At 58.2% G+C, this 19,236-nt stretch carries 27 protein-coding genes; 14 read left to right on the top strand and 13 right to left on the bottom strand.

Going from position 1 to position 19,236, the window contains the following annotated elements; genetic code table 11:
* Both BTN45_RS08730 and BTN45_RS08735 read right to left on the bottom strand, forming a co-directional pair.
* Complete coding sequence (locus BTN45_RS08730; RefSeq protein WP_207587255.1) at nt 1-1,707, bottom strand: terminase TerL endonuclease subunit; 1,707 nt, start codon at nt 1,705-1,707, stop codon at nt 1-3.
* Nucleotides 1,686-2,147, bottom strand: coding sequence for a helix-turn-helix domain-containing protein (locus BTN45_RS08735; protein WP_207587257.1), 462 nt, complete (start codon nt 2,145-2,147; stop codon nt 1,686-1,688). The genes BTN45_RS08730 and BTN45_RS08735 overlap by 22 nt, the downstream gene beginning before the upstream one ends.
* 152 nt (nt 2,148-2,299) lie before the next feature.
* Between BTN45_RS08735 and BTN45_RS08740 the strand changes: the two genes are divergently transcribed.
* Nucleotides 2,300-2,842 (top strand): hypothetical protein, encoded by a 543-nt coding sequence (locus BTN45_RS08740; protein WP_207587259.1) that lies wholly within the window; start codon nt 2,300-2,302, stop codon nt 2,840-2,842.
* A gap of 758 nt (nt 2,843-3,600) precedes the next feature.
* On the opposite strand, the gene BTN45_RS08745 is transcribed toward BTN45_RS08740, so the two are convergent.
* From BTN45_RS08745 to BTN45_RS26695, 11 genes are all read right to left on the bottom strand, one after another.
* Complete coding sequence (locus BTN45_RS08745; RefSeq protein ID WP_207587261.1) at nt 3,601-4,251, bottom strand: transcription termination/antitermination NusG family protein; 651 nt, start codon at nt 4,249-4,251, stop codon at nt 3,601-3,603.
* Nucleotides 4,238-5,476 (bottom strand): helix-turn-helix domain-containing protein, encoded by a 1,239-nt coding sequence (locus tag BTN45_RS08750; RefSeq protein WP_207587264.1) that lies wholly within the window; start codon nt 5,474-5,476, stop codon nt 4,238-4,240. The genes BTN45_RS08745 and BTN45_RS08750 overlap by 14 nt, the downstream gene beginning before the upstream one ends.
* Nucleotides 5,473-5,766 carry a hypothetical protein gene (locus BTN45_RS08755; protein WP_207587266.1) on the bottom strand — a complete coding sequence of 98 codons (294 nt, stop codon included), beginning with the start codon at nt 5,764-5,766 and terminating at the stop codon, nt 5,473-5,475. Before BTN45_RS08755 ends, BTN45_RS08750 begins: the two co-directional genes overlap by 4 nt.
* Nucleotides 5,763-6,326, bottom strand: a complete 564-nt coding sequence (locus BTN45_RS08760) for a hypothetical protein (protein ID WP_207587268.1) — start codon at nt 6,324-6,326, stop codon at nt 5,763-5,765. The genes BTN45_RS08755 and BTN45_RS08760 overlap by 4 nt, the downstream gene beginning before the upstream one ends.
* The gene (locus tag BTN45_RS08765) at nt 6,323-8,548 is read right to left on the bottom strand and encodes a DNA cytosine methyltransferase (RefSeq protein WP_207587270.1); all 2,226 of its coding nucleotides are present in this window, start codon (nt 8,546-8,548) and stop codon (nt 6,323-6,325) included. Before BTN45_RS08765 ends, BTN45_RS08760 begins: the two co-directional genes overlap by 4 nt.
* Nucleotides 8,538-9,986, bottom strand: a complete 1,449-nt coding sequence (locus tag BTN45_RS08770; RefSeq protein WP_246751637.1) for an MT-A70 family methyltransferase — start codon at nt 9,984-9,986, stop codon at nt 8,538-8,540. The genes BTN45_RS08765 and BTN45_RS08770 overlap by 11 nt, the downstream gene beginning before the upstream one ends.
* Nucleotides 9,983-10,159 (bottom strand): hypothetical protein, encoded by a 177-nt coding sequence (locus BTN45_RS08775; protein WP_162711623.1) that lies wholly within the window; start codon nt 10,157-10,159, stop codon nt 9,983-9,985. Before BTN45_RS08775 ends, BTN45_RS08770 begins: the two co-directional genes overlap by 4 nt.
* Nucleotides 10,159-10,395, bottom strand: coding sequence for a hypothetical protein (locus BTN45_RS08780; RefSeq protein WP_207587273.1), 237 nt, complete (start codon nt 10,393-10,395; stop codon nt 10,159-10,161). The genes BTN45_RS08775 and BTN45_RS08780 overlap by 1 nt, the downstream gene beginning before the upstream one ends.
* Nucleotides 10,392-10,547, bottom strand: coding sequence for a hypothetical protein (locus BTN45_RS08785; RefSeq protein WP_207587274.1), 156 nt, complete (start codon nt 10,545-10,547; stop codon nt 10,392-10,394). The genes BTN45_RS08780 and BTN45_RS08785 overlap by 4 nt, the downstream gene beginning before the upstream one ends.
* 8 nt (nt 10,548-10,555) lie before the next feature.
* Nucleotides 10,556-11,032: a phage regulatory CII family protein gene (locus BTN45_RS08790; protein ID WP_207587276.1), complete on the bottom strand. Its 477-nt coding sequence runs from the start codon at nt 11,030-11,032 to the stop codon at nt 10,556-10,558.
* 417 nt (nt 11,033-11,449) lie between these two features.
* Entirely contained in the window at nt 11,450-11,797 is a 348-nt protein-coding gene (locus BTN45_RS26695) for a YdaS family helix-turn-helix protein (RefSeq protein ID WP_348649824.1), read from the bottom strand.
* Here BTN45_RS26695 and BTN45_RS08800 point away from each other — a divergent pair.
* From BTN45_RS08800 to BTN45_RS08860, 13 genes are all read left to right on the top strand, one after another.
* Nucleotides 11,757-12,452, top strand: a complete 696-nt coding sequence (locus tag BTN45_RS08800) for a helix-turn-helix transcriptional regulator (RefSeq protein ID WP_207587284.1) — start codon at nt 11,757-11,759, stop codon at nt 12,450-12,452. The two genes, BTN45_RS26695 and BTN45_RS08800, sit on opposite strands and share 41 nt — an antisense overlap.
* A 492-nt stretch (nt 12,453-12,944) precedes the next feature.
* On the top strand, nt 12,945-13,127 hold the full coding sequence (locus BTN45_RS08805) for a hypothetical protein (RefSeq protein ID WP_112554025.1): 183 nt from the start codon (nt 12,945-12,947) through the stop codon (nt 13,125-13,127).
* A 382-nt stretch (nt 13,128-13,509) separates the two neighbouring features.
* Entirely contained in the window at nt 13,510-13,710 is a 201-nt protein-coding gene (locus BTN45_RS08810) for a hypothetical protein (protein ID WP_207587286.1), read from the top strand.
* Complete coding sequence (locus tag BTN45_RS08815) at nt 13,707-13,868, top strand: hypothetical protein (RefSeq protein ID WP_207587288.1); 162 nt, start codon at nt 13,707-13,709, stop codon at nt 13,866-13,868. Before BTN45_RS08810 ends, BTN45_RS08815 begins: the two co-directional genes overlap by 4 nt.
* Complete coding sequence (locus tag BTN45_RS08820; RefSeq protein ID WP_207587290.1) at nt 13,865-14,215, top strand: hypothetical protein; 351 nt, start codon at nt 13,865-13,867, stop codon at nt 14,213-14,215. The genes BTN45_RS08815 and BTN45_RS08820 overlap by 4 nt, the downstream gene beginning before the upstream one ends.
* 98 nt (nt 14,216-14,313) lie before the next feature.
* Nucleotides 14,314-14,601 carry a hypothetical protein gene (locus tag BTN45_RS08825; RefSeq protein WP_207587292.1) on the top strand — a complete coding sequence of 96 codons (288 nt, stop codon included), beginning with the start codon at nt 14,314-14,316 and terminating at the stop codon, nt 14,599-14,601.
* Nucleotides 14,598-15,179 (top strand): MazG-like family protein, encoded by a 582-nt coding sequence (locus BTN45_RS08830; RefSeq protein ID WP_207587295.1) that lies wholly within the window; start codon nt 14,598-14,600, stop codon nt 15,177-15,179. Before BTN45_RS08825 ends, BTN45_RS08830 begins: the two co-directional genes overlap by 4 nt.
* Nucleotides 15,180-15,186: 7 nt before the next feature.
* Nucleotides 15,187-16,320: a DNA polymerase III subunit beta gene (gene dnaN / locus BTN45_RS08835; protein WP_207587297.1), complete on the top strand. Its 1,134-nt coding sequence runs from the start codon at nt 15,187-15,189 to the stop codon at nt 16,318-16,320.
* Nucleotides 16,320-16,907, top strand: a complete 588-nt coding sequence (locus BTN45_RS08840; protein ID WP_207587300.1) for a hypothetical protein — start codon at nt 16,320-16,322, stop codon at nt 16,905-16,907. The genes dnaN and BTN45_RS08840 overlap by 1 nt, the downstream gene beginning before the upstream one ends.
* Entirely contained in the window at nt 16,904-17,530 is a 627-nt protein-coding gene (locus BTN45_RS08845) for a hypothetical protein (protein ID WP_207587302.1), read from the top strand. Before BTN45_RS08840 ends, BTN45_RS08845 begins: the two co-directional genes overlap by 4 nt.
* Nucleotides 17,520-17,882, top strand: coding sequence for a hypothetical protein (locus BTN45_RS08850; RefSeq protein WP_207587304.1), 363 nt, complete (start codon nt 17,520-17,522; stop codon nt 17,880-17,882). The genes BTN45_RS08845 and BTN45_RS08850 overlap by 11 nt, the downstream gene beginning before the upstream one ends.
* On the top strand, nt 17,879-18,247 hold the full coding sequence (locus BTN45_RS08855; protein ID WP_207589710.1) for an HNH endonuclease signature motif containing protein: 369 nt from the start codon (nt 17,879-17,881) through the stop codon (nt 18,245-18,247). The genes BTN45_RS08850 and BTN45_RS08855 overlap by 4 nt, the downstream gene beginning before the upstream one ends.
* On the top strand, nt 18,244-19,101 hold the full coding sequence (locus tag BTN45_RS08860; RefSeq protein WP_246751638.1) for a DNA adenine methylase: 858 nt from the start codon (nt 18,244-18,246) through the stop codon (nt 19,099-19,101). The genes BTN45_RS08855 and BTN45_RS08860 overlap by 4 nt, the downstream gene beginning before the upstream one ends.
* The last annotated feature ends 135 nt before the right edge of the window (nt 19,102-19,236 follow it).

The following is a 19,236-nucleotide window of genomic DNA, read 5'->3' on the forward strand; positions in this document are numbered from 1 at the left end:
TCAAACCATCCTTATGCCGCGAGTTTCATAGACTGACGGCCCGTTTGCTTCCGGGTTTCTGCTCATGAGTTCGCCAGCGTTGAAGGCCGCCACCAAGGGATCAATCTTGGAGCTGGCCGTTTTCTTCTCAATGTAGATGTTACTGCCGCGCTGCTCTGCGCGGGCGTTTTGAACGCACCAGGTCAGCAAGCCGGAGCCGCAGTGCTTCATTGTTCCGTCAGCGAGTTTTCGCTCGATACCGAAGATGGAGGCAGAGAGCTTGTAGCCCTGAGAAACCGCCTTCACCATCGGATCAACGATCTCGTATCCCGCCAGCTCTTCGAGCAACGCCGTTACGCCGTTTGGATCGAGTCCGACTGCACCGGTTTCGGGAAGCTTGCCAGCGTCCCTCAAGGTGGCGATGATCGCAGCAGCTTCCTCGACATCCTGCGTCACCCGCTTGCAGATGACCAGATCGCCATCCCGCTCGAAGTCGTTTAGCTTCTCGACGATCTCTGGGTGGCGCGTCAGAACTGAAGGCTGCGCCCACGCTTTCGCCCATAACAACCAGTGGCGTGTAACCTTATGGCGTCCGATCGCTGCCAGTCCCCACAGATCGAGCAGGCCGCCCACGTCGCCGCCTACAGCAATGACATCGCACTCATCAATGAGATATTGAAGTGTGATGCGCTTGTCGGCAGCAGCCTCCCAGTAGTCAGCACCGATCCATCGATCGGAATGGAGGGCAAGGCCGATTTCAACATTTAGGTGCTGACTGGCCCAACGCCGTTCTTCCTCTTCGCCCTTTTTCTGTGCTGTCTGCCATTCCTCAATCAAACGGTCCAACGTAATCGACCGGCCCAGATTTGGCAGAACCATGTGCCAGTTTTTCGGGTCCTTCCACGGCTTCTTGTCACTGGTCTGCATCGCTTCCGGAAACTCATAAAGGACCGGGAGAGTGCTGCTATCCGTGATCGTGCCATCGCGGACACCGCGCGCATATTGCAGTTCCGACTTGAATACGCCCGATGGAGGCTCATCACTTTGCGTCGTGATGATGATCAGGAACGACTCTTTATTCGGTATCAAGCCACCGCTGATTTGCCCCAGAACACGCGAAGCGTATGAATACGACGACATGACGTGCAACTCATCGAGCAGAACTCCGGCAGGCTTTGAGCCTGTCAGCACCTTCATGTCGAAAGTCTTAATTCGCAGCTTCGCCTTGTTGAGGCGGTCCACGATCATCTTCTTGTGCTCGATAGCGTGAAACCGCTTCGCCAGATAAGGGTCCGCTTCGATCATGCCAGCAGCTTGTTGGTATGCGGTGTCCGCCACATCCTGCGTCGGACCGATCAACAAAAACTCAGCGCGCGGACGTTTATTCATCAGCAGCGCCGTGACCATGATACCAGCGCCGCCCGTCGTCTTTGAATTCTTCTTGGGAACCAGGCCGAAGACGTTGCGGACATGGCGCTCGCCGTGTTCGTCGATCGAGCCGAAGATCGCGCGGACGATATCTCTGAACCAGTCGCCAGCAGCGTCCTTCATGTAAGGCTGATCAGGCACGTCAGGAAGGCGAAGATTATCGAAGATACCGACAGCCCTATTGCCTTCATCGAGATCGAGAGGCAGATTCGGGACAATGGGACGTCCGTCGCGCAGCCTTTCCGCCCAGTCTGGGCAAGAAAAATTCCAGTCCGCCTTTATTGCAGAAGCGAAGCCCATGGAGTGCCTTCATGCGCCGTATGGGCGTCCCTGTCGGCGGCCTCCTTCTTGCCGAGCTTTTCATCCGGCGTTTTTTCCGGAGTTCTCGGTATCGGCACGGCGGGAGCGCCCTGTTTTTCGATGATGTCGAAGATCCGCGATATCGCGACCGAGTTGCCGGACTTCATTTTCTTGAGCGTGACCTCAAGCGCCATGCCCTCGATCTGGTCTGCGCCGTCCTGAAGCTCTCGGGAAAAATTCTTCCGTAAAGTCTTCTCGTCGCAGCCTAGATACCCGGCAATTCTTGCCTGTGTCCAACCAGCAGCCCGAAGAAGACACACAAGCTCCTGATTTTCATTGTTTTTCGCGAACGATGGGCGCCCGCGCCGATCCTTGATTGGCATGATCGGTTTGCCGAACAGATCGTATTCGACATCCTTGCCGGAAAAATCGTCTGTCACGGTAAAAAAAATCTCCGAATGTGGGGGGCGCGGGTGGAGAAGTGGGTGGCCTTCCAGACTTTTAACGCCCCCCCCATCGCCGTTTGAGACGTGACTTGACATCTCCAAGCGATGTCGCTCTCTGTCTTGGACAGGGATTTGAGGCGGGGACGATGGCTTCATTTAAAGATTTGCTCGATTTACTAAGTGCATCGTGGCCCGTCGCGTTAGCGTTACTGTTGGCAGGCTTAGCGATCTTGTGTGGATACGAGTTCGAACTCACAGCGAAGTATCTGCGGTCTTTGCCTGAATGGACACCCGGAGCGGCGTTTGTTGCCGTGGCTATAGGCGGCGCGATCTTGCTCGCCGCGCTTGCTCAAGCTGTTGTTGAAGTGGCCGCAAGACCAGTGAGGCAACGTAGATCAGCCCAGTGGCGAAAGGCGCATATTGATGGACTGGAAGACTTGTCGGACCCTGAGAAGGGCATCCTGGCATGGGCTTACGCAAACAGGACCAAAGTCTTTTCCGCACCCTACTTTCACCCAGTAACGAAAGCTTTGACAGCTAAGGGGTATCTACAAATCCCACCAGGTAGCCACCACAGCGATGAAACGCCATTCGAAATCCCTGATCATATTTGGGAGGCGGTAAAAGATGATTTGAGGGATGATGATCTAACCGAACTTGTCGGACTGATGCCATTCAGCAATCGTTGAGGTGGTGATAATCAACGCCACCTTCGCAAGACGGTCGAAATCTTGTGTGCTAGCGATCGACCATCGGTGTCAACCGAAACCGTCACGACCGTGTCGGTGAACGTTGAGAGCTTCTGTACCGCTGCAGAAGCGCGTTCGGCTGCCATCGCCAACCTATCAAGCGAAGCGACAACGTCATCGATTAGTTCGATTTCTACCTCAGCATTAGGTTGATCAGTCATCAAAACCTGCGGCCCTGAGACCGCTCCTCTTTTTGCTTCTGGCTATCGTGATAAGCCTTGCTCACTGTTTCGAGATTGTTCTCATCCCAGAAAAGAACGGGATCGCCACGATGCGGTATCTTGTGGTCAGCCACGGGGCTATTGGGAGCAGGATAAGCGCCGATGCACAACACACCTGTCTTCTGGCATATGTATAGATCGCGTAGCCAAACCCTCTTACGAAGTCGTTTCCATCGCTCTAAGCCATACCATGCTCGCCACGAAACGTTGCTGTCTCGCTCTTTCAATCGAGCCTTCTCATCACCAGGAGCTGGCCCCAGACGAGGTGGCAGATTGCCGATCCGTGATTTGAGAGTGGTAAGTCTGCCCATACCCACAATGCAAAAAGGCGACCGTCTGGCCGCCCTGTCATTCATCGTCGCATAGCTGTAGCACTGGCCCTGAGTCGGTGTCTCGGTTTGGAGACTGTCAGGACTGGGTGCGGGCGTGAAACGTAATCGCCACTAAGAACCGCATCGACCGTGGGGAGATTTGTACTCACACTTTCTCAAGCATTGCAAGCGGCATGTTGAACACGGTCGGCTTTCCGAAGATGACGATAGTGACGACAGCGTCGCCGTGCCCGCCCTCCCCGAAAGCATCGACCGATACTTCAAAACCAGTGAATGGGCCACTGATGATCCTGACCTTGTCGCCCTTCTTGATCGCATCTGATCGGCGCGCATAGTCATATACACCATCTGCGGCCAATTCCTTGAACTCATTGATCGTTTCGACGCTCACCTTGACCGGCCTTTCGCCACCCATGACGATGTTTTTCACACCATCGAATGAGAGAATGCCGCGCAGGGCATGGTTGTCGGGAACACAAAAGACGAACAGTATCCCGTTGAACACTGGCAGGCGTGACGGCGGCAGTCGCCTTCCGTGGCGCTTCCTTTCCGGCCCCATGCGCATGATCACGCAAGCTTCAATACCGGCCTCGATCATGGCATTTTCAACAGCCTTTTCCCGCCCATACTCGACGCGCGCTATCACCCAAGCAGAATCAGACACGGTTAGCGCCCTCTGTTTTGATGCTGATTCGCGCTCATGAGCGACCCTTGCGGCCTCCTGAGCGATCTTGTCCAGCTTCATAAGCCCTTTGAGGGACACGCCGGAAATGCCTTCAAACTTATGCTGCATCATCGTTCCGTCCCTCGGTTAGTCTGAATTTGAAGTTTTCGATTGCGACGAACACGGCCTCGTCGAGGTCGGCAACATCGGCGGGCAGTGGTGGGAACTGGGCAAACTCCAACACCTCAGGGGCAACAGGCCATGGCCAGCAGCGCTCCGCATAAGCGCGTTTCCATGCTTCCCAAACCTCACCGCCAACAGCGACCTTCTCGAAATCCTTGCTGATCTCGATGATCCTGTTCATCACCGTGAAGCGCCTGCGCTCTATGAGCTGCACGGCTTCCGGCCAGCCCTGCTTTTCCTTCTTGTCACGCCAGATTAGGTCGCTTTTTTCGGGCTTCTGATCGACGATATTCTGTTCAAGCGGAGTGAGCGACAAAGCGCGAATAGGCTGGAGCAGCTTTGACATCAGCATGGCGCGCCCAGCTCGCGAGAACACGGTGAAGGTTTCCGAGCTTTCGGCCTGAGGCGATACCGGCTTAGGCTGGGAGAGCTTCGTCCAGCGTTGTTCCTTCAGGTACTTTGCTGCCGAGCAAAGGTGTTTCCGGCCGATCGACAGCGCTGCAGCCTGATACGCCTCCGAATGCTCCAGCGCCAACCCACGCTCATCAGGCGAAAGCGACAGCCATTCCTTCCGAGCTTCCGGCTCGCTGTCGCTGATCGCCGTTTTCCAACCGATGAAGAACCGCTTGAACGCAGCTTCCACGGCTTTCGGATTTTCTTCCTCATCCCCTATACTGCCGCGCGCAGGCGCTCTCTCTCGATCGTTAAGATTGTTCGTTAGAGATGTATCGTTAATAGGTGCCGGTCCAGAGATGGCAGGGGGTGCCATCCCAGAGGCGGCACCCCCTGCCGATATAGTGGCAGGGGGTGCGTCTGCATTGGCGTCTGAGTTAGGATCATTTTCCTCGATCGCAGCGGCTTGCCATGCAGCAATCGCATCGCTCGAAACGTCCCTGTCATGGATGACTCGATAGTAGTGTGCGGAGTCGCGACCATCGCGGCTTTCAACGATCCGTTTTTCCACCACGCCGATTTCATAAAGCCGATTGAGCGAGCCCTGCACCGTGGAACGGCCACAGTTGAGCTCATCTGCCATCTTCACCTGACTGCGACGGCACCAGCCTTCTGCATTGGTGAAGCTCCCCAAGAGGCACAGCACCTTCAGGTCAATGCCCTTAAGGCGAGGGTCCGTGACGATCCATGCGGGTATGATTGAGAACCGTGCGTTGCTCATTTCACACCGCCTTTCCGCGCCAGCGTCTCCATGAACGTCCTGGCGCCGTTCAGCATGTCCTGAACGTCGGTCGGCAGTCGCCCGAAGCGGTCCCGCACCGTTACTAGCGCCGAAATCTCAAGATCGACGAGCTGCGTGCCGCGAACAAACCCGACCTGCCGCAGAACGCGATAAATGGCTGTCTGCTCGCGATAGAAGATGAATGTCGGGATGTTGAGCAGCCACCGCGCCCGCTCCGCATCCGTTCTGCAATCCTGTAGCTGTTCGATAACCGGCGACATCCCCGTCATGACCGGCCCCCTTTCCATAGTTCGAAGTCCGTGCGCAGGTCGATAAACGCCGCCTGCGCCCGTTCCTCACGATTGAGTTGCGTCTTGCTGGTGATGCCGATCAGGCTTTTCAGCACCGTGTCGGCATGCTCCTTGTTGTGGACGGCCCGCGCCTCTGCGGGGTGCTGTCGCCGCTCAAGAAAGCGATGAAATAGCGGATCCGCGCAGAGGATGGCGGCGTTCGCAGCGAAATCGCCATCGCGCAGGCGCGTTGCCGGCTGCTGATCCGGCGGCGCGCTTTGGCCGCTCCTGAAGGCAACGATGGCGCGCTGCCGCAGTCTGAGGAAAAGGACAGTGTTCTCCAATGCGCCGGTTAGAAGCTCGACCTCATCCGGCAAGGCATCCGCATACAGCGTGCCGAGAATGACACTCTCGCCCGTCGACCGCCGCGCAATGATATGCGTCTGGTCGCCATCCGTATCGAAACGCCACTTGTCGCCATTGCAGCGTCCGACGATATCCTCCAGCCGCGTCACACGGGCTTTTTCGCGGTCGCGTATTTCCTGCTCGCGCATCGTCATGCGGCCACCTGGGCGGCGATGAGATGACTGCAATTAGCGCCGACAAGAGCTTCCGCGACAGGTGGACTTACGCTGTTTCCAACGCAGGACACCTGAACGGACTTCGGAAATGCAATCCAAGTCTCCTTGCCGTTCTCAGACACCCTCACCCCGTCGATCTGATAGCCGCCGGGGAAACCCTGCGCATTGAACAGCTCACGAGGCGTAAGCATCCGCATGCCGATATCGACGATGACGAAGGTGTGCCCGCCGATCTCGAGGGTTACGAACTCGCGCTCGTCCCAAAACCCGTGCGCTCGCATGAAAGCCGCGACCTCGCGGGCGCGGGCGGCCTGCGCTTCCGTGAATGGCGGCACTTCAAGCGCTGCCTCGACATGGCCGTGCCGGTCTTTCGTAGTGATGGTACGCGCGGGCTGATTTTCTTCGCCGCCATCACCCGTGCCGTAATAAGCCTGAAGGAATGGTGTCACCAACTGCGACTTACCAGCACCATCAGCCATCACCGTCGCAGACGGACGGTCAACCTCGTGGCCGGTTGAGGTGCCGAACTGGCGCGCTACGAAAGCGGATACGACACCTTGCTGTGACCCGCTCTGCGTGGCGGTGGACATCGGCGCATCAGCAGGCCTGCCCGGATTGACGCCACCTTCTCGGCGGCTGTCATTATTATGCTGCGCGATGAAAACGGAAGCAACGCAGACATCAGCCTTGGCAGTCACTGTCGCCATCGGTTCGTCACCAGCGCGCGGGCGGCTCTGCCCAGCCCGTCCGCCACAGCCAACGAGCGTCGGCACGATGATGCTGTTTTGATCCTTCTTGCTGGCCGTGATTGTGTGATGAGGATCCTCGACGGATCGATTGGACCCGCCGTGTTGCGCGGCAGTGAGAACCGGCGCGACCAACGACAGGCCAGCGCCGCCGGCGGTGATAGTGTGCGTCGGCTCATCAGCGCCGTTAAACGGCTTGCCAGCATTGCGCATCGTCATCAGGTGCGGCGAGATCATGCCGATCGGTGCTGCGCCACCTGGCTTCTTGATATAGCTGTTCGCCGTAACGGTCGGCGCGGGCTCGCGCATGTCACTGCCTGTCGCACCGGTATTGAACCGGATTACCGAAGGCGCAACCACGGCATGCCGGTTTTCGCAAGGGATCGTCGATATCGGCTCAGACAGATCCCGCGTCCGTTCAGCCCTCAGGTCGCCATGGCCGTAATAGCTGACCACGTGCGGGAGAACGACAGCTTTCTCACCACGGTTCGCCCCAGTCACCGTCTTGACAGGTTCATCAATATCCTCGCAGCGCGCACCATGCGTCAGGTTGACGATGAAAGGCCTGTCGGAATCGAGAACATAACGTTTCATGCCGCGCGCGACACGGGCCATGGTATTGTCGGCCAGAGGCCTGATCGCCTTCAGACCGTGTTTCGCCGCGATATCGTCCGAGCTATCGAAGATCGACGGGCACGGTATCGACCAGTCAATGCATTCCGCCGCAGTGCGCCATGGCAGTTTACGACCGGCAATGACATCCGGATCATCGGGCGCACCGTGCGTCGGTTCCGGCCAGACGATCTTTTGGCCGTCGAAACGGATGGTCACAAAGAGGCGCTTGCGGATCGTCGGTGCGCCATAATCGCAGGCGCGCAATTCCCGCTTCTCCAGCTTGCCGCCGAGGCGGCGAAGTTTCTTGCACCATTGCTGGAAAGTTTCGCCCTTCCGATCCGGATCCGGCATCAATCCCCGGTCGGTCTGGACAAGTGGTCCCCACGTCGCAAATTCCTCGACGTTCTCCATGATGATGACGTCGATCTTGCCGCCGCTTTTCTGGACACGTTCAACCCAGAACGGAATGACATGCGCGAGATCGCGGATATTGCGCTCTACCGGTTTGCCGCCCTTGGCTTTGCTGAAATGCTTGCAATCGGGCGAGAACCAGGCGAGGCCGATGTGCTGTCCTGCCACGTAATCAAGCGGATCGACCTTGTAGATATTTTCCGAGATGTGCAGCGTATCAGGGTGATTGGCGGCATGCAGGGCAAGGGCCTGCGGATTGTGGTTGATCGCAAGGTCAGGAGAGCGACCCAGCGCCATCTCAATTCCGGTGGAGGCTCCGCCGCCGCCCGCAAAACTGTCGACGATGAGCGGCAGACCGTGGTTCCAGCGGTTCTTGCTGGAGAACTGCGGCGGAGGCGCGAGGTGGTTGAGGAGCGTTTCAGCGTACATCGGTGTCCCCTTCTTGGGTGCCTGCCTGATTTCCCCAAAACTCCCACTTTCCGTTCAGGCGCACGTCGCCATCCGCGAGACTTTCGCGGCGCTGGAACATTTCGAGTTTGGGCATGGTCGGGTAAAGCCGGTCGATCTGTTCGGCGAACCAGACCGGCTTTTCGCTGTGTCGGCCGACAGGATGGTCGGTGCACTTGATTGGCTGCGTGCCGGGAATTGGCGCAGGGAAGTCGCCGCGCGTGCCGATCAGAAGAAGTTCGAGGTTGTCGAAGCTCCAATAGCCGGTTCCGGTCTGTTCTCCGGGATAGACCTTCCTCCAGCCCCAGAAGCTCTTGTAGGAGTAACCCCAGCGCTTCAGCGCTTCCACGCCGTTGGCGAGATCCGTCACCCACATGAACAGCGCCGAGCAATGGGCGCCGGGGCAACCCAGAGACAGGATGTCGTCGAGCGACATTGTGGGGTAATGGTTTTCGGCGCTCTTCTCGCCGCCGGTAACCTCGGAATAGGTTTTAAAACGCCACGGCGGATCCGCATAGATGATCGGAAACGCCCTGCCCTCGTCCTGCCCAACGCCCTGCCACCACGGCGCAACGTTCTGACGCGCTGCGATCTGGACGGCGAGATCGGTGCGAACGGCGTGCCGGATCTTCTGATCCTCGGCACGCTTGGCTTTAGCGACCTTCTTTAGCTCCGGGAAATTCGATGGCTCCGGCAGGAACATCGTGCGGATCGGTTTTACCGCTGGCTGAGCAACGCCATCGCGACCGACAATTGTTGTCTGGTGGGGAATTTCCCCACCATCAACCAAGCGGCGACGCGCAGCCGATACCGTTTTGTGATCGACGCCAAGCTGTGCGGCGATGGCGCGGTTTGACGCGGTCGGCGCGTCCTTCAAATGCTCCTGAATGATCGCCTGCCGTTGCGCGCCCGAGAGATGGCGCCGCGCGAAATTAAGGGACCGTGCGAACGAACGCTTGCCTTCTTCCGACAGCTGCTTGCGCACGAACCGTGGCCAGTCGGTAATTCCGAGCATTTTGCAGATGGCAACGCGGTGGTGACCGTCGAGGATTTCGCCAGCCTCGTCATACTCGACCGGCACCTTGACGCCGTGCGCTGCGATATCGTCATAGAGCGCCTTGAAATCGTCATCCGAGAGCGGCGGCAGGAGCTGGTATGGCCCCGTCACGACAACGCGGCTTAGGTTTTTTTCCGGCAGCCTGCCCTCTGTCCTCGCCCGCTCGATGACAGCGGCGGCGCGATCACCAGGGCGAAAGAGATTGCCGTCTTTGGGATCGCGCGTCAGATAGCGGTGGGCCATCGCTGCACATGCCGCGCGCACTTCCTGCGTCGTCTGGCACCGAAACTCGCCGTTGCGCAATGCAACTGATACGATGTTGAGGCCAACATCACCCGGCATCTGGAGACGCTGCGCATTCATGCCGCACCGCCTTTGCGCATCAGGCGCACGTCGGTCTCGCGGATAATTTCGGCGGCGCGCTCAACCGAGACGCCCCGTCCAAGCAGGCGAACGGCGAAACGTGGCGCGAACTCGAAACCGGCATCATTGATTGCGGTGCGGATCTGGGGCGGAAGCGCGTCGAACAGCTCCATCAGTGCGCCCTCATCAGTCGATCAAGGTACGCTTGCCCCATTCCGGTCAGCCGAAGATCATGGCCGCTCTGGTCGATCTGGACGTATCCAGCCTTCTTGAGTTCAGCCGCCAGAGCGCGAGCCTGAAACGAGGCGCGAATGGTGTACTTGTTTCCAGCCGCGCGAACGTCGCGCAGCATCGCGCGCGCGGCGTCAGATATCGGCTTCAGGGTCAGTGCGCTTTCACTGGTTTTCAATGTCCTGCCTCCTCGACAATACGGCAGACCTCGATCTCGTCGAGTTCCAGTTCCGTTGCGATTTCGTGGGTGGATCGGCCGGCGCGCCAAAACTCCAAAACCCGCGCGGCGCGGGCCTCCTTGATGAGCTTCGAACGGCTTGTTTCGGCCATGCAGAGAGTCATCGGTCCGGCCTCTGCGGTGCATTCACCATCAGGTCCTTCAGTTCGCGGATAAGCTCGTGAACTTCCTTGGTGATACGCTTGGTTACGGCGGCAGTGCCGAGCGTCCCGCTCTGCTTGGCCTCCTGAACAACCTTGATGACGTCAGCGAACTCCGACATCAGGTCCATCATGTCGGTATCGTTGATGGGCCGCGCCTCCGGCTGCAGTTCGTCATCGACGACAAGCTTGAAACCAAGCTTGCGCGCCATGGCGCCGACGATGACAGGGCTTTTCGCGCGGCGGTCCGCCTCGACGGCAACATCGATCGGGATCAGGGCTTCGCTGTTTTCCTCGTTGAAGCTCGCATACTTCGACAGCGTCGAGACATTCACGCGGGTCAACAACGGGAAATCGGTCACACCGCCGCCCAGCTTGTAGCTGGCCTCGGTTGCGCCCTTCAGGCTGCGGATTTCTTCTTCGGAAATAGTGCGCACGAAAACACCCCTGAAAACGCGTCAAGGAAAGAAAATCGGAAAAGGATTCGGTGAAGCCCGCGCGGGCGCGGCCTATTCGTTGCTCATCAGATCAACCACAGCCGCGCCACATCAGCGGCGACGCAAGCTGGAGTGACAACAATGATGACAACGAAAGAAAAGGGCCGCCGGAGCTCGGAGGAAAAGCGTCACGGCGGGTGCGCGGAGAAGAAAGGAAGAACTCTCGCGCAACAGGAAAGGCGATCCGGACGGAAGGGTCCGCAGGCGTGCAAAGCCTCTTCCGTCCGGTATCCCGTGCGCGCTCTGCCAGGAAAGCGCCGGGATTGGTTGCGGCGTCAGGATTCGAACCTGCGACACCGTAATTCTGAGCCGCGAGGGATAAACACTTACCTACGCAGCGGAAAAGCAGGAGCACCGTCATTCTGCGGCCTCCACATCGGCAGGCCCGAACACATCCGGCCTCTGGATATGTCTGGAAACCCCGAACGCCTTCTCAAGTCGGAGCACGTATTCGGGTGGAATCGCCTTCCATTGCGCCACGGCCTGAGGTGTCACACCTACAATCCGGGACACCGCGCTAGCGCCACCAGCGTGCTGCTTAACGGCTTCCAATCCGAGTGAGTTAGGGTTCTGTTCCATGAACGAGATTAAAAGCACAGCTTTAAATTCTATGCAAGCGATACTTAAATGGACGCCGGATGAAAGTTTGCCTTTCATCCGAGACATGGAACAAGATGCACTTCCCAAAAAAATTGGCCGAGCCATACAAACTGCGCGTAAGCGGCGAGGTCTTGTAATGCGCCAACTCGCCGCAGCAGCGAAAGTCTCAACCGGTGCGGTTGGGAACTGGGAGCGCGGCGCAAACGTGCTCTCGATGGAAAACCTTCAGGCCATTGCCGAGTATCTGAAAATTGATCCGCTCGCGCTATCGCGCGGAGAACTGCGATATCTCGACAGCGAAGATGATCTGGGCGACGCTGAAATTGTCAGTGACGCCGGCCCGGCTCCCCAGGGGCCAATGGACGTTGAGGTCCTTGGCGTAGCCGTCGGTGGCGATGATGGCGATTTCACACTTAATGGCGAGGTGGCGGGGTATGTCAGGCGCCCGCCTGGTATCGCAAATTTACGCAAAGTATTTGCGCTACACATCCTTAGCGACAGCATGGTGCCTCGATATGATCCGGGAGAACTCATATATTGCGGCGGGCGAGATGCAGTACCGGGCGATCATGTAGTGATTGAGTTGTTCCCCACAGATGGCGAACCAGCTGGAAAAGCGTACGTTAAAAAACTAAAGACCCGGACGAAAAGCACTATCGTTTGTGAGCAATACAACCCTCCCAAAGACCTCGAATTTGATCGTTACGCGATCAAAAACATGTGGCGAATCATCCCGCTGCGCGAACTTCTTGGCTTCTAAGCCTCCAAGCAGCAGCCCTCTCACGATCTAGCTCAAAGGAGAACGCCGCCTGCACAACGATGTTTTTGCCCTGAGCTCCAGCATCAACGCAACTTGAGCAAGACAGCCTCTCTCCGATTTTGGAGAGCGGCGTCGAAGCGTTTACACCACGAAAGCGGTACAATTCTTCGGGCTTTCGCCAGCGCAAGCGGCCGCAATCGGCGCACTCAATCGACAGCGAAACCACTTGCATCAACGTCGGCTCGGCCACCCCACTCATCCCTGCTTTCTCCTGTTTGTTCTTCTTACGTTCTTATATTTGATTCTTTTAATTCGCTTGTCGAATCATTTTTGGCACGTGGGCGATTTAAAGTATCGCTTGCATTTGCTTTAAAGCCATGCTTAACATCCGTCCATCCGAGCAAACCACATGGCCCGGACAAAGACCGGACGGCACCCCTACCCCCCTCGCCTCGATGCCGTCCGGTCTCCCCTCAACGGATGGAGACCGACATGAACGTCAGTGCGATGAATGACAATGAAAAGATCGAAGCGATGGCCGCCGCAATGCGCCGCTTTGGTGAAGGCTGCACCCGCGAGCAGCTGAACCTCTATTTCCCGAACGCCGATATCGACCGCCTGCACGAACAGGCGCGCATGAAGGCGAACGACGACGCGCTTCTTGAAGCCGCCTGACACATCCGCTCCGGTTTCCGCCTCGTGCGAGGCGGTTTCCTGAACGGATGGAGACAGACATGGCAAAGCCATCACCAGCACAGCGCCGAAAGGCAACATGCGGACCCGCATTCAGACAATCTTATATCGATGACGGCTGGAGGGCGGGCGCACCCCACATCATTTCCGCCTTCAGTCGACTGAGAGCGGCCTCGGAGATCCGGAAGGGTTATGTCGCCGGTCGAATGAGAGCGAACGATGCGTTGCGTCTTGCCTACATCACCCTCCTCCATGCGCGGAAGGATCTGCACAATGGGAGGCGGCTGACGCCATTGCCTGCCTGACACGTCCGCTCCGGTTTCCGCCTCGTTCGAGGCGGCTTCCCGAACGGATGGAGGCCAACGTGACCCAAATATCCCCCGCATACCCCTTAGCCTGCAAGAACCTCGGCACCTTTCACAAGGTCGAGCCAACACCCTTTGGCCGCATCACTGTCGTGAGCATGACAGGCGCCGCCTTTCTGGCGCTGCTCATGGCCGCGTCTCTCTGCGGCGTCAGGGTCGTCGAGGTTGAGCGCCAGCTTGAACAGGCGGCGCGCATATGATCCGCCTCGTTCTTTTCAGGATCCGACTGGACGAAGCTGCCGACGCCAAGCGCGCCGACATGGTCGAGCTTTGCAAGATCGATGTGATCGTCATCACGCTTGGCGCTTTCCGTGCGCCGCAGATCGACCTGCGCAAACAGGAGGGCGTTTGGCAATGAGCGCCGAGATCTTCACCCTGCCTGTTCGAAAGCCGCCTGTGCGCCTTGTCTTTTCCGCCGGCGGTACGCGCAAGACGGAAAGCGACGTGTTCGTCGAGCGCCAGCTGGCAGAGGCAAACTCACACCTGATCGGCGCGCAGTCCGACATCGCGCACGCCTTCAAGGTCGTGACCAACGGCAGAACGCTGCCAGAGCATGACGCAACAATGACTGGCGACACGCTGGAATCGGTCCTGCGCGCCGTCGTTCCCCTTCTCAATCTTTCCGGAGCCAGCAACCGCGATCGCGATCTCTCGCGCGCCATTCGCCAATGGCTCCAGGTCAACGGGAGCCCAGACCATGACTAAATCCGCGATCGTGCGCGAAGCGCGCATCCTCCAGACCCTTGTCGGTCTCGCCTTCACCGTCGCAATGGTGATTGGCCTTGTCATCGGAGGCTTTTGACATGCGCCACACCGACAAGCGCGGCCCCAGCAAGTTGCCATCGCCAATTATGCTCGCGCGTTGCGCCCAGCGTGGCATGGGGCGCACTCAGATTGCCGACCATTACGGCGCCAGCGTTGGCCGCGTCACAACGCGATGCCGGGAGCTTGGCATTACAGCGCCGCTCTACGGCAGGACCTGGGATGAAGCCAGGTTCGATTTCAAGACAGTCGTCGTCCGCCGCTTCGGCAGCAGCATCACGCTGCCTTGCCCCAGCATCTACGCAAAAGTTCTGGAGAGCCGCACATGAAGACCATAGAACGCCGAGGCCTCAACCTGTCAGATTTGCAAGCTGTCCATGAATTGCGTCAGGCCGAATGGTGCCCAAATCAGCAGCCAGATCTGTCGTTCCGTGGTAACGAGCTCGCTGGCGAAGTTGGTGAAGCTTGCAATGTAATCAAGAAGCTTGAACGCGAGCGGCATGGTTGGCGCGGCTCACGTGCGACAATTGACGACCTCAAAGCCGAGGTGGCGGACGTGGTCCACTGCGCAACTCTCGTTGCTATCACTGCTGGTTTTGATCTTGAGAAAGCAGTTATCGCAAAATTCAACGAGACAAGTCAAAAAAATGATCTGAGGACGAGAGTTTCAACCCGCCCCCTGCATCCGGTCAATATCGACGACTTGGACGAAGACGACATCGTCGACGCCTACGACAAGCTGAACAAACTCGACAACAGCGATTTGTATCACGTCGGGCAGGCCTATCGCCGCATGGCCGAAGGCAACGTTGATGAGGCGATGGAGATCCTGTCTCGCCATTTCGATCTAGCCCCCCCCCACCACGAGCGCGCGATTGCCGATCTCCTCACCAGAAAGCGGAGCTGAGGGCGACATGAGTAAAGATCCTATCCATTTCCGCGCCCATCGGTCCGAGCTTCTGGCGGCCTTGTCAGCTGTTACCGAAGCCGTTCCAGCTAAGGATAACATTCCGATCCTTGAAAACGTGCTGCTACAGCCCGACGGCGAACGTCTCCTGTTGCGCGGCACAAACCTTGATCTTGAAATCGAGACGCGTTGCGAGCTGCTGGAAGCGTCTGTCGGCGAAGGCCTCACCATTGCAGCGGATGAATTTTACCGGATCGTGAAGAACATGCCTGAGTCGGCAGAGATCACGGTCAAGCCGGGGCAGTTTCCCGGCCAAGTCGCAGTGAGCGGCGGCCGGTCGCGTTTCAACATGCATACCCTGCCCGCTTCCGACTTTCCGTCCATCGGCTCGGATCGGCCGCCTTTGGCATTTGCGGTGCAGGCCAGCATTCTGACGGACGCGTTCGGTCGCGTTGCTTACGCAATGAACACGACGATGAAGGACAGGCCGTATCTGTCTGGTACCTTCGTCGAGGGGTTGGAAAGCGGCAAGCTTGCGATCTGCGCCACGGATGGATTGAAGATGGCGAGGTCGCGGATCTCGCCGAGCGAGTTGAGCGCCTTTGAGCCGCCTATCATCCCGATCAAGACGGTTCAGGCAATCCGCAAGCTGTTCGGCCACAGCAAGGCCGCTTGCTCGTTCTTCATCAACGACCGCAAGATTGTCGTCGAGTGCGAGGACATCACTCTCGTTTCAAAACTGGTCGACGGCCAATTTCCGGATTATCGCCGCATCATTCCTGCGCGCAGTGACGTCTTTCTGCGCGCTGACCGTGCTGCCGTCAGCAAGGCAATCACGCGCGTGAGTGTCATTGCCGGCGATATCAGCAAGTCTTCCGTCCGCCTCGATATCCAGAACGGCATCATGCAGATCGAGCTGGTGGCGCGTGATGGGCAGAACGCGTCAGAGCCGGTCGACATCGAGTACGACGGCGACAGCCATCTTCGAGGTTTCAATCCGACATTCGTCAACGAAACCCTGTCCAGCATTTCCACCACATCCTTTTGTCTCCACGGCACGGACCCCGCCGCGCCGGGACATTTCACGCCGGATGGCGACGCCGACGAAGATTACATCGTCATGCCTATGAGGGTTTCCTGATGACTGAGCTTGCAGCACCTGTCCACCGCATCATCGGTCCGACCATCCTTCTCGGATCTGGCACGTATTTTGACTTCGACAATCCGGAAGCCGCAGAGCTGACGATTGAGGATGTGGCTTACAGCCTCTCCTTCCAGTCGCGCTTCACCGGTCATTGCGTAAGCCGTCGCACTGGCAAGCGCGTCTATTATCCGATCTCGCAGCATTGCGTCATCATGGCTGGCCATGCCGACCCAGGTCACAAGATTGCCGCCTTGCTGCACGAGGTCGGTGAAGCGACGTGCGGCGATATGAATGCGCCGCTCAAATCGCAATGCCCCGATTACAAGCGGATCGAGAAGCGGTGCGAAAGCGCTGGCCTCTCGCGCTTCGGTATTGTCGTTCGCGATCCGGCTTACATCAAGCATCTTGACCTGCGGATGCTGGCCACAGAACAGCGCGACCTGATGCCAACCCGTGGCGAAAAGTGGGGCATGCTAAGCGGAATCCAGCCGTTCGAACCGGAGATCTTCCCGTGGCAGGATCCGCATGGCGCCGCCGAAGCCTTCCTTGAGACTTACTATGCACTGCGGAGGGCGGGCGAATGACGAAATCTCATTTGCATCGCCGGAGAGCTGCGCGCCAAACAGGTTACGATGAAGGGTTGGCCGAAGGTGAGGCCGAACGGAATAACCTGAAAGGCAAATACCAGGCGATTGTTGTCCTTCTCGACGCTGCCCGCAATCGCATCCAAGAGATCTTCGATCACCTCGATGACGAGGGCGATCGCGTTTACCTCGGCAGCACGAACCATCGCGACTGGCTGCGGGACATGCTCGATCACATGGATCGCTGGTCCTTCGACGCGATCCTGCCGAAACGCGACATCAACAAGATGGAGGGTGGTCCTTACGCAGAAATTTTTGCGCAGCGGGCTCGTGCCGAGGCAGCTGAGGCCGAGCTTGACAGCCAAACGCGCGCACTGGATGAGGCGGAAACCGGGGTCAGGCGTCTCTGCGCCAGCAGCAAGCTTTTGGACATCTCTCAACGTCTCATCAAATGGGACACGGATTTTCCCGTCAACTGCTGGAACGGTTACGCCGGCCTGAAGGAGCTGGATAAGATCATAGCCGACGCGAAGGTCGCCGTTCACCAGGCGGGCGCGTCCTACGACGATGAATTTGGAACTAATCATCCTCCCGCAAAGGAGGGCCACAGCGATGAACGCTGACCAACTCCACATTCTTCAGCATTCCCTTGGCCTCGACGAATACGGACGAGGTACGTTCTATCGCAACCACTTCGTGACCGGTGAGGGCAGCGCAGATCACGCCAACTGCTTGGCGCTGGTTGAGGCCGGCTACATGGGTGTTCGCAAGCCCCATACCCTTGCTGGTGGCGATGACGCTTTTTGGGTCACGGAAGCCGGGAAGCGCGCAGTTCGCGAGCATAGCCCGACGCCACCAAAGCTCACGCGCGGGCAGCAACGATACCGGGATTGGCTCGACTACGACGGAAGCATGTCCTTTATCGAATATGCGAAATGGAAGTCGCGGCAGCAACGGCAAGTGGGTGCAGCATAATGAGCCGCCGCCAGTCTATCCGCGAAAAGATCATGAGCCGTGTAAGCGTTGATCCTGTCACAGGCTGCTGGCTCTGGACAGGCCCGACGTCCGGCACCAGCGGGCGCGGCCACGGCTACCCTCGCATGTCGCTTGGAGGCCAAACCGTCGCGGTGCACATCGCGATGTGGACCAACGAGCACGGATACATACCCGGCAAGAAGGAGCTGGACCACAAGTGCCGTAACCGGCTGTGCGTCAATCCGGATCCTGAGCATCTGGAGATGGTCACGCGCAAACAGAACGCCATGCGCCGTGAGCAGGCCCGACGGATGCGGTGCGAGGAAGTTTTCGAGGCAGACAGCACCGGCGAGGTGGGTGCATGAGCCCGACCCGACCAGCAATGCGGTGGCACGGCGGCAAGTGGCTGCTTGCACCGTGGATCATCAGTCACTTTCCTGACCACCGCACATATGTCGAGCCCTTTGGCGGCGCCGCATCAGTGCTGTTGCGAAAACACAAATCGTATGCCGAGGTATACAACGACCTCGACGACGAGGCCGTAAACCTTTTTCGAGTTATGCGGTCCGACCGCGCAGGAGAGCTCGTTGAGGCGCTTCGCCTTACGCCCTTCGCGCGTACGGAGTTCGCGCTTGCATATGAAAAGCACGGAGATCCGGTAGAGCGGGCTCGGCGTCTGGTAACGCGGTCATTTCTTGGCTTCGGTGGTGATGCCGTCAAAAACAGGACCACGGGCTTTCGCAACGATAGCAACCGTAGCGGCGGGCCGCTGGCGAAAGACTGGGCGAACTATCCGGACTGTCTGCCGGCACTGATTGAGCGACTGCGCGGTGTCGTGATCGAGAGCAGGCCGGCAGAATACGTCATCGGAAAATTCGACGGTCCCGAGACCCTTTTCTATGTCGACCCTCCCTATGTCCACAGCAGTCGTGATCTTGGCGGAAACGGCAAGCTACCGCGACACACGTACGAATTTGAGATGACTGATCATGACCACATTCGGCTCCTTGAGCAGCTGCGCGCAGTTGAGGGCATGGTGGTTCTCTCCGGCTATGCTTCCGAGCTGTATGACGACGCGCTTTCTGACTGGAAGCGGGTGACACGTACAGCGCTGGCGGACGGCGCCCGCACTCGCACAGAGGTTCTTTGGGTTAACCCGGCCGGCAGAGATCGCCTCGACGCAATCCAGATCCCGCTGTTGATTGAAGGCGTCGCGTGATGGGTACTTTCTTGAAGTCAACGGGATCATCGCACCCTGTGGAAACAATGTGGACAACACTTCATGAGTAGAGCCCGCACTTACACAAAATCCGAAATTGCGGATGCTGCATCAGCTGCAGCAGCGCACAACGTC

The sequence above is a fragment of the Rhizobium sp. ZX09 genome (genome assembly GCF_017357485.1).
Lineage (GTDB): Bacteria > Pseudomonadota > Alphaproteobacteria > Rhizobiales > Rhizobiaceae > Agrobacterium > Agrobacterium pusense.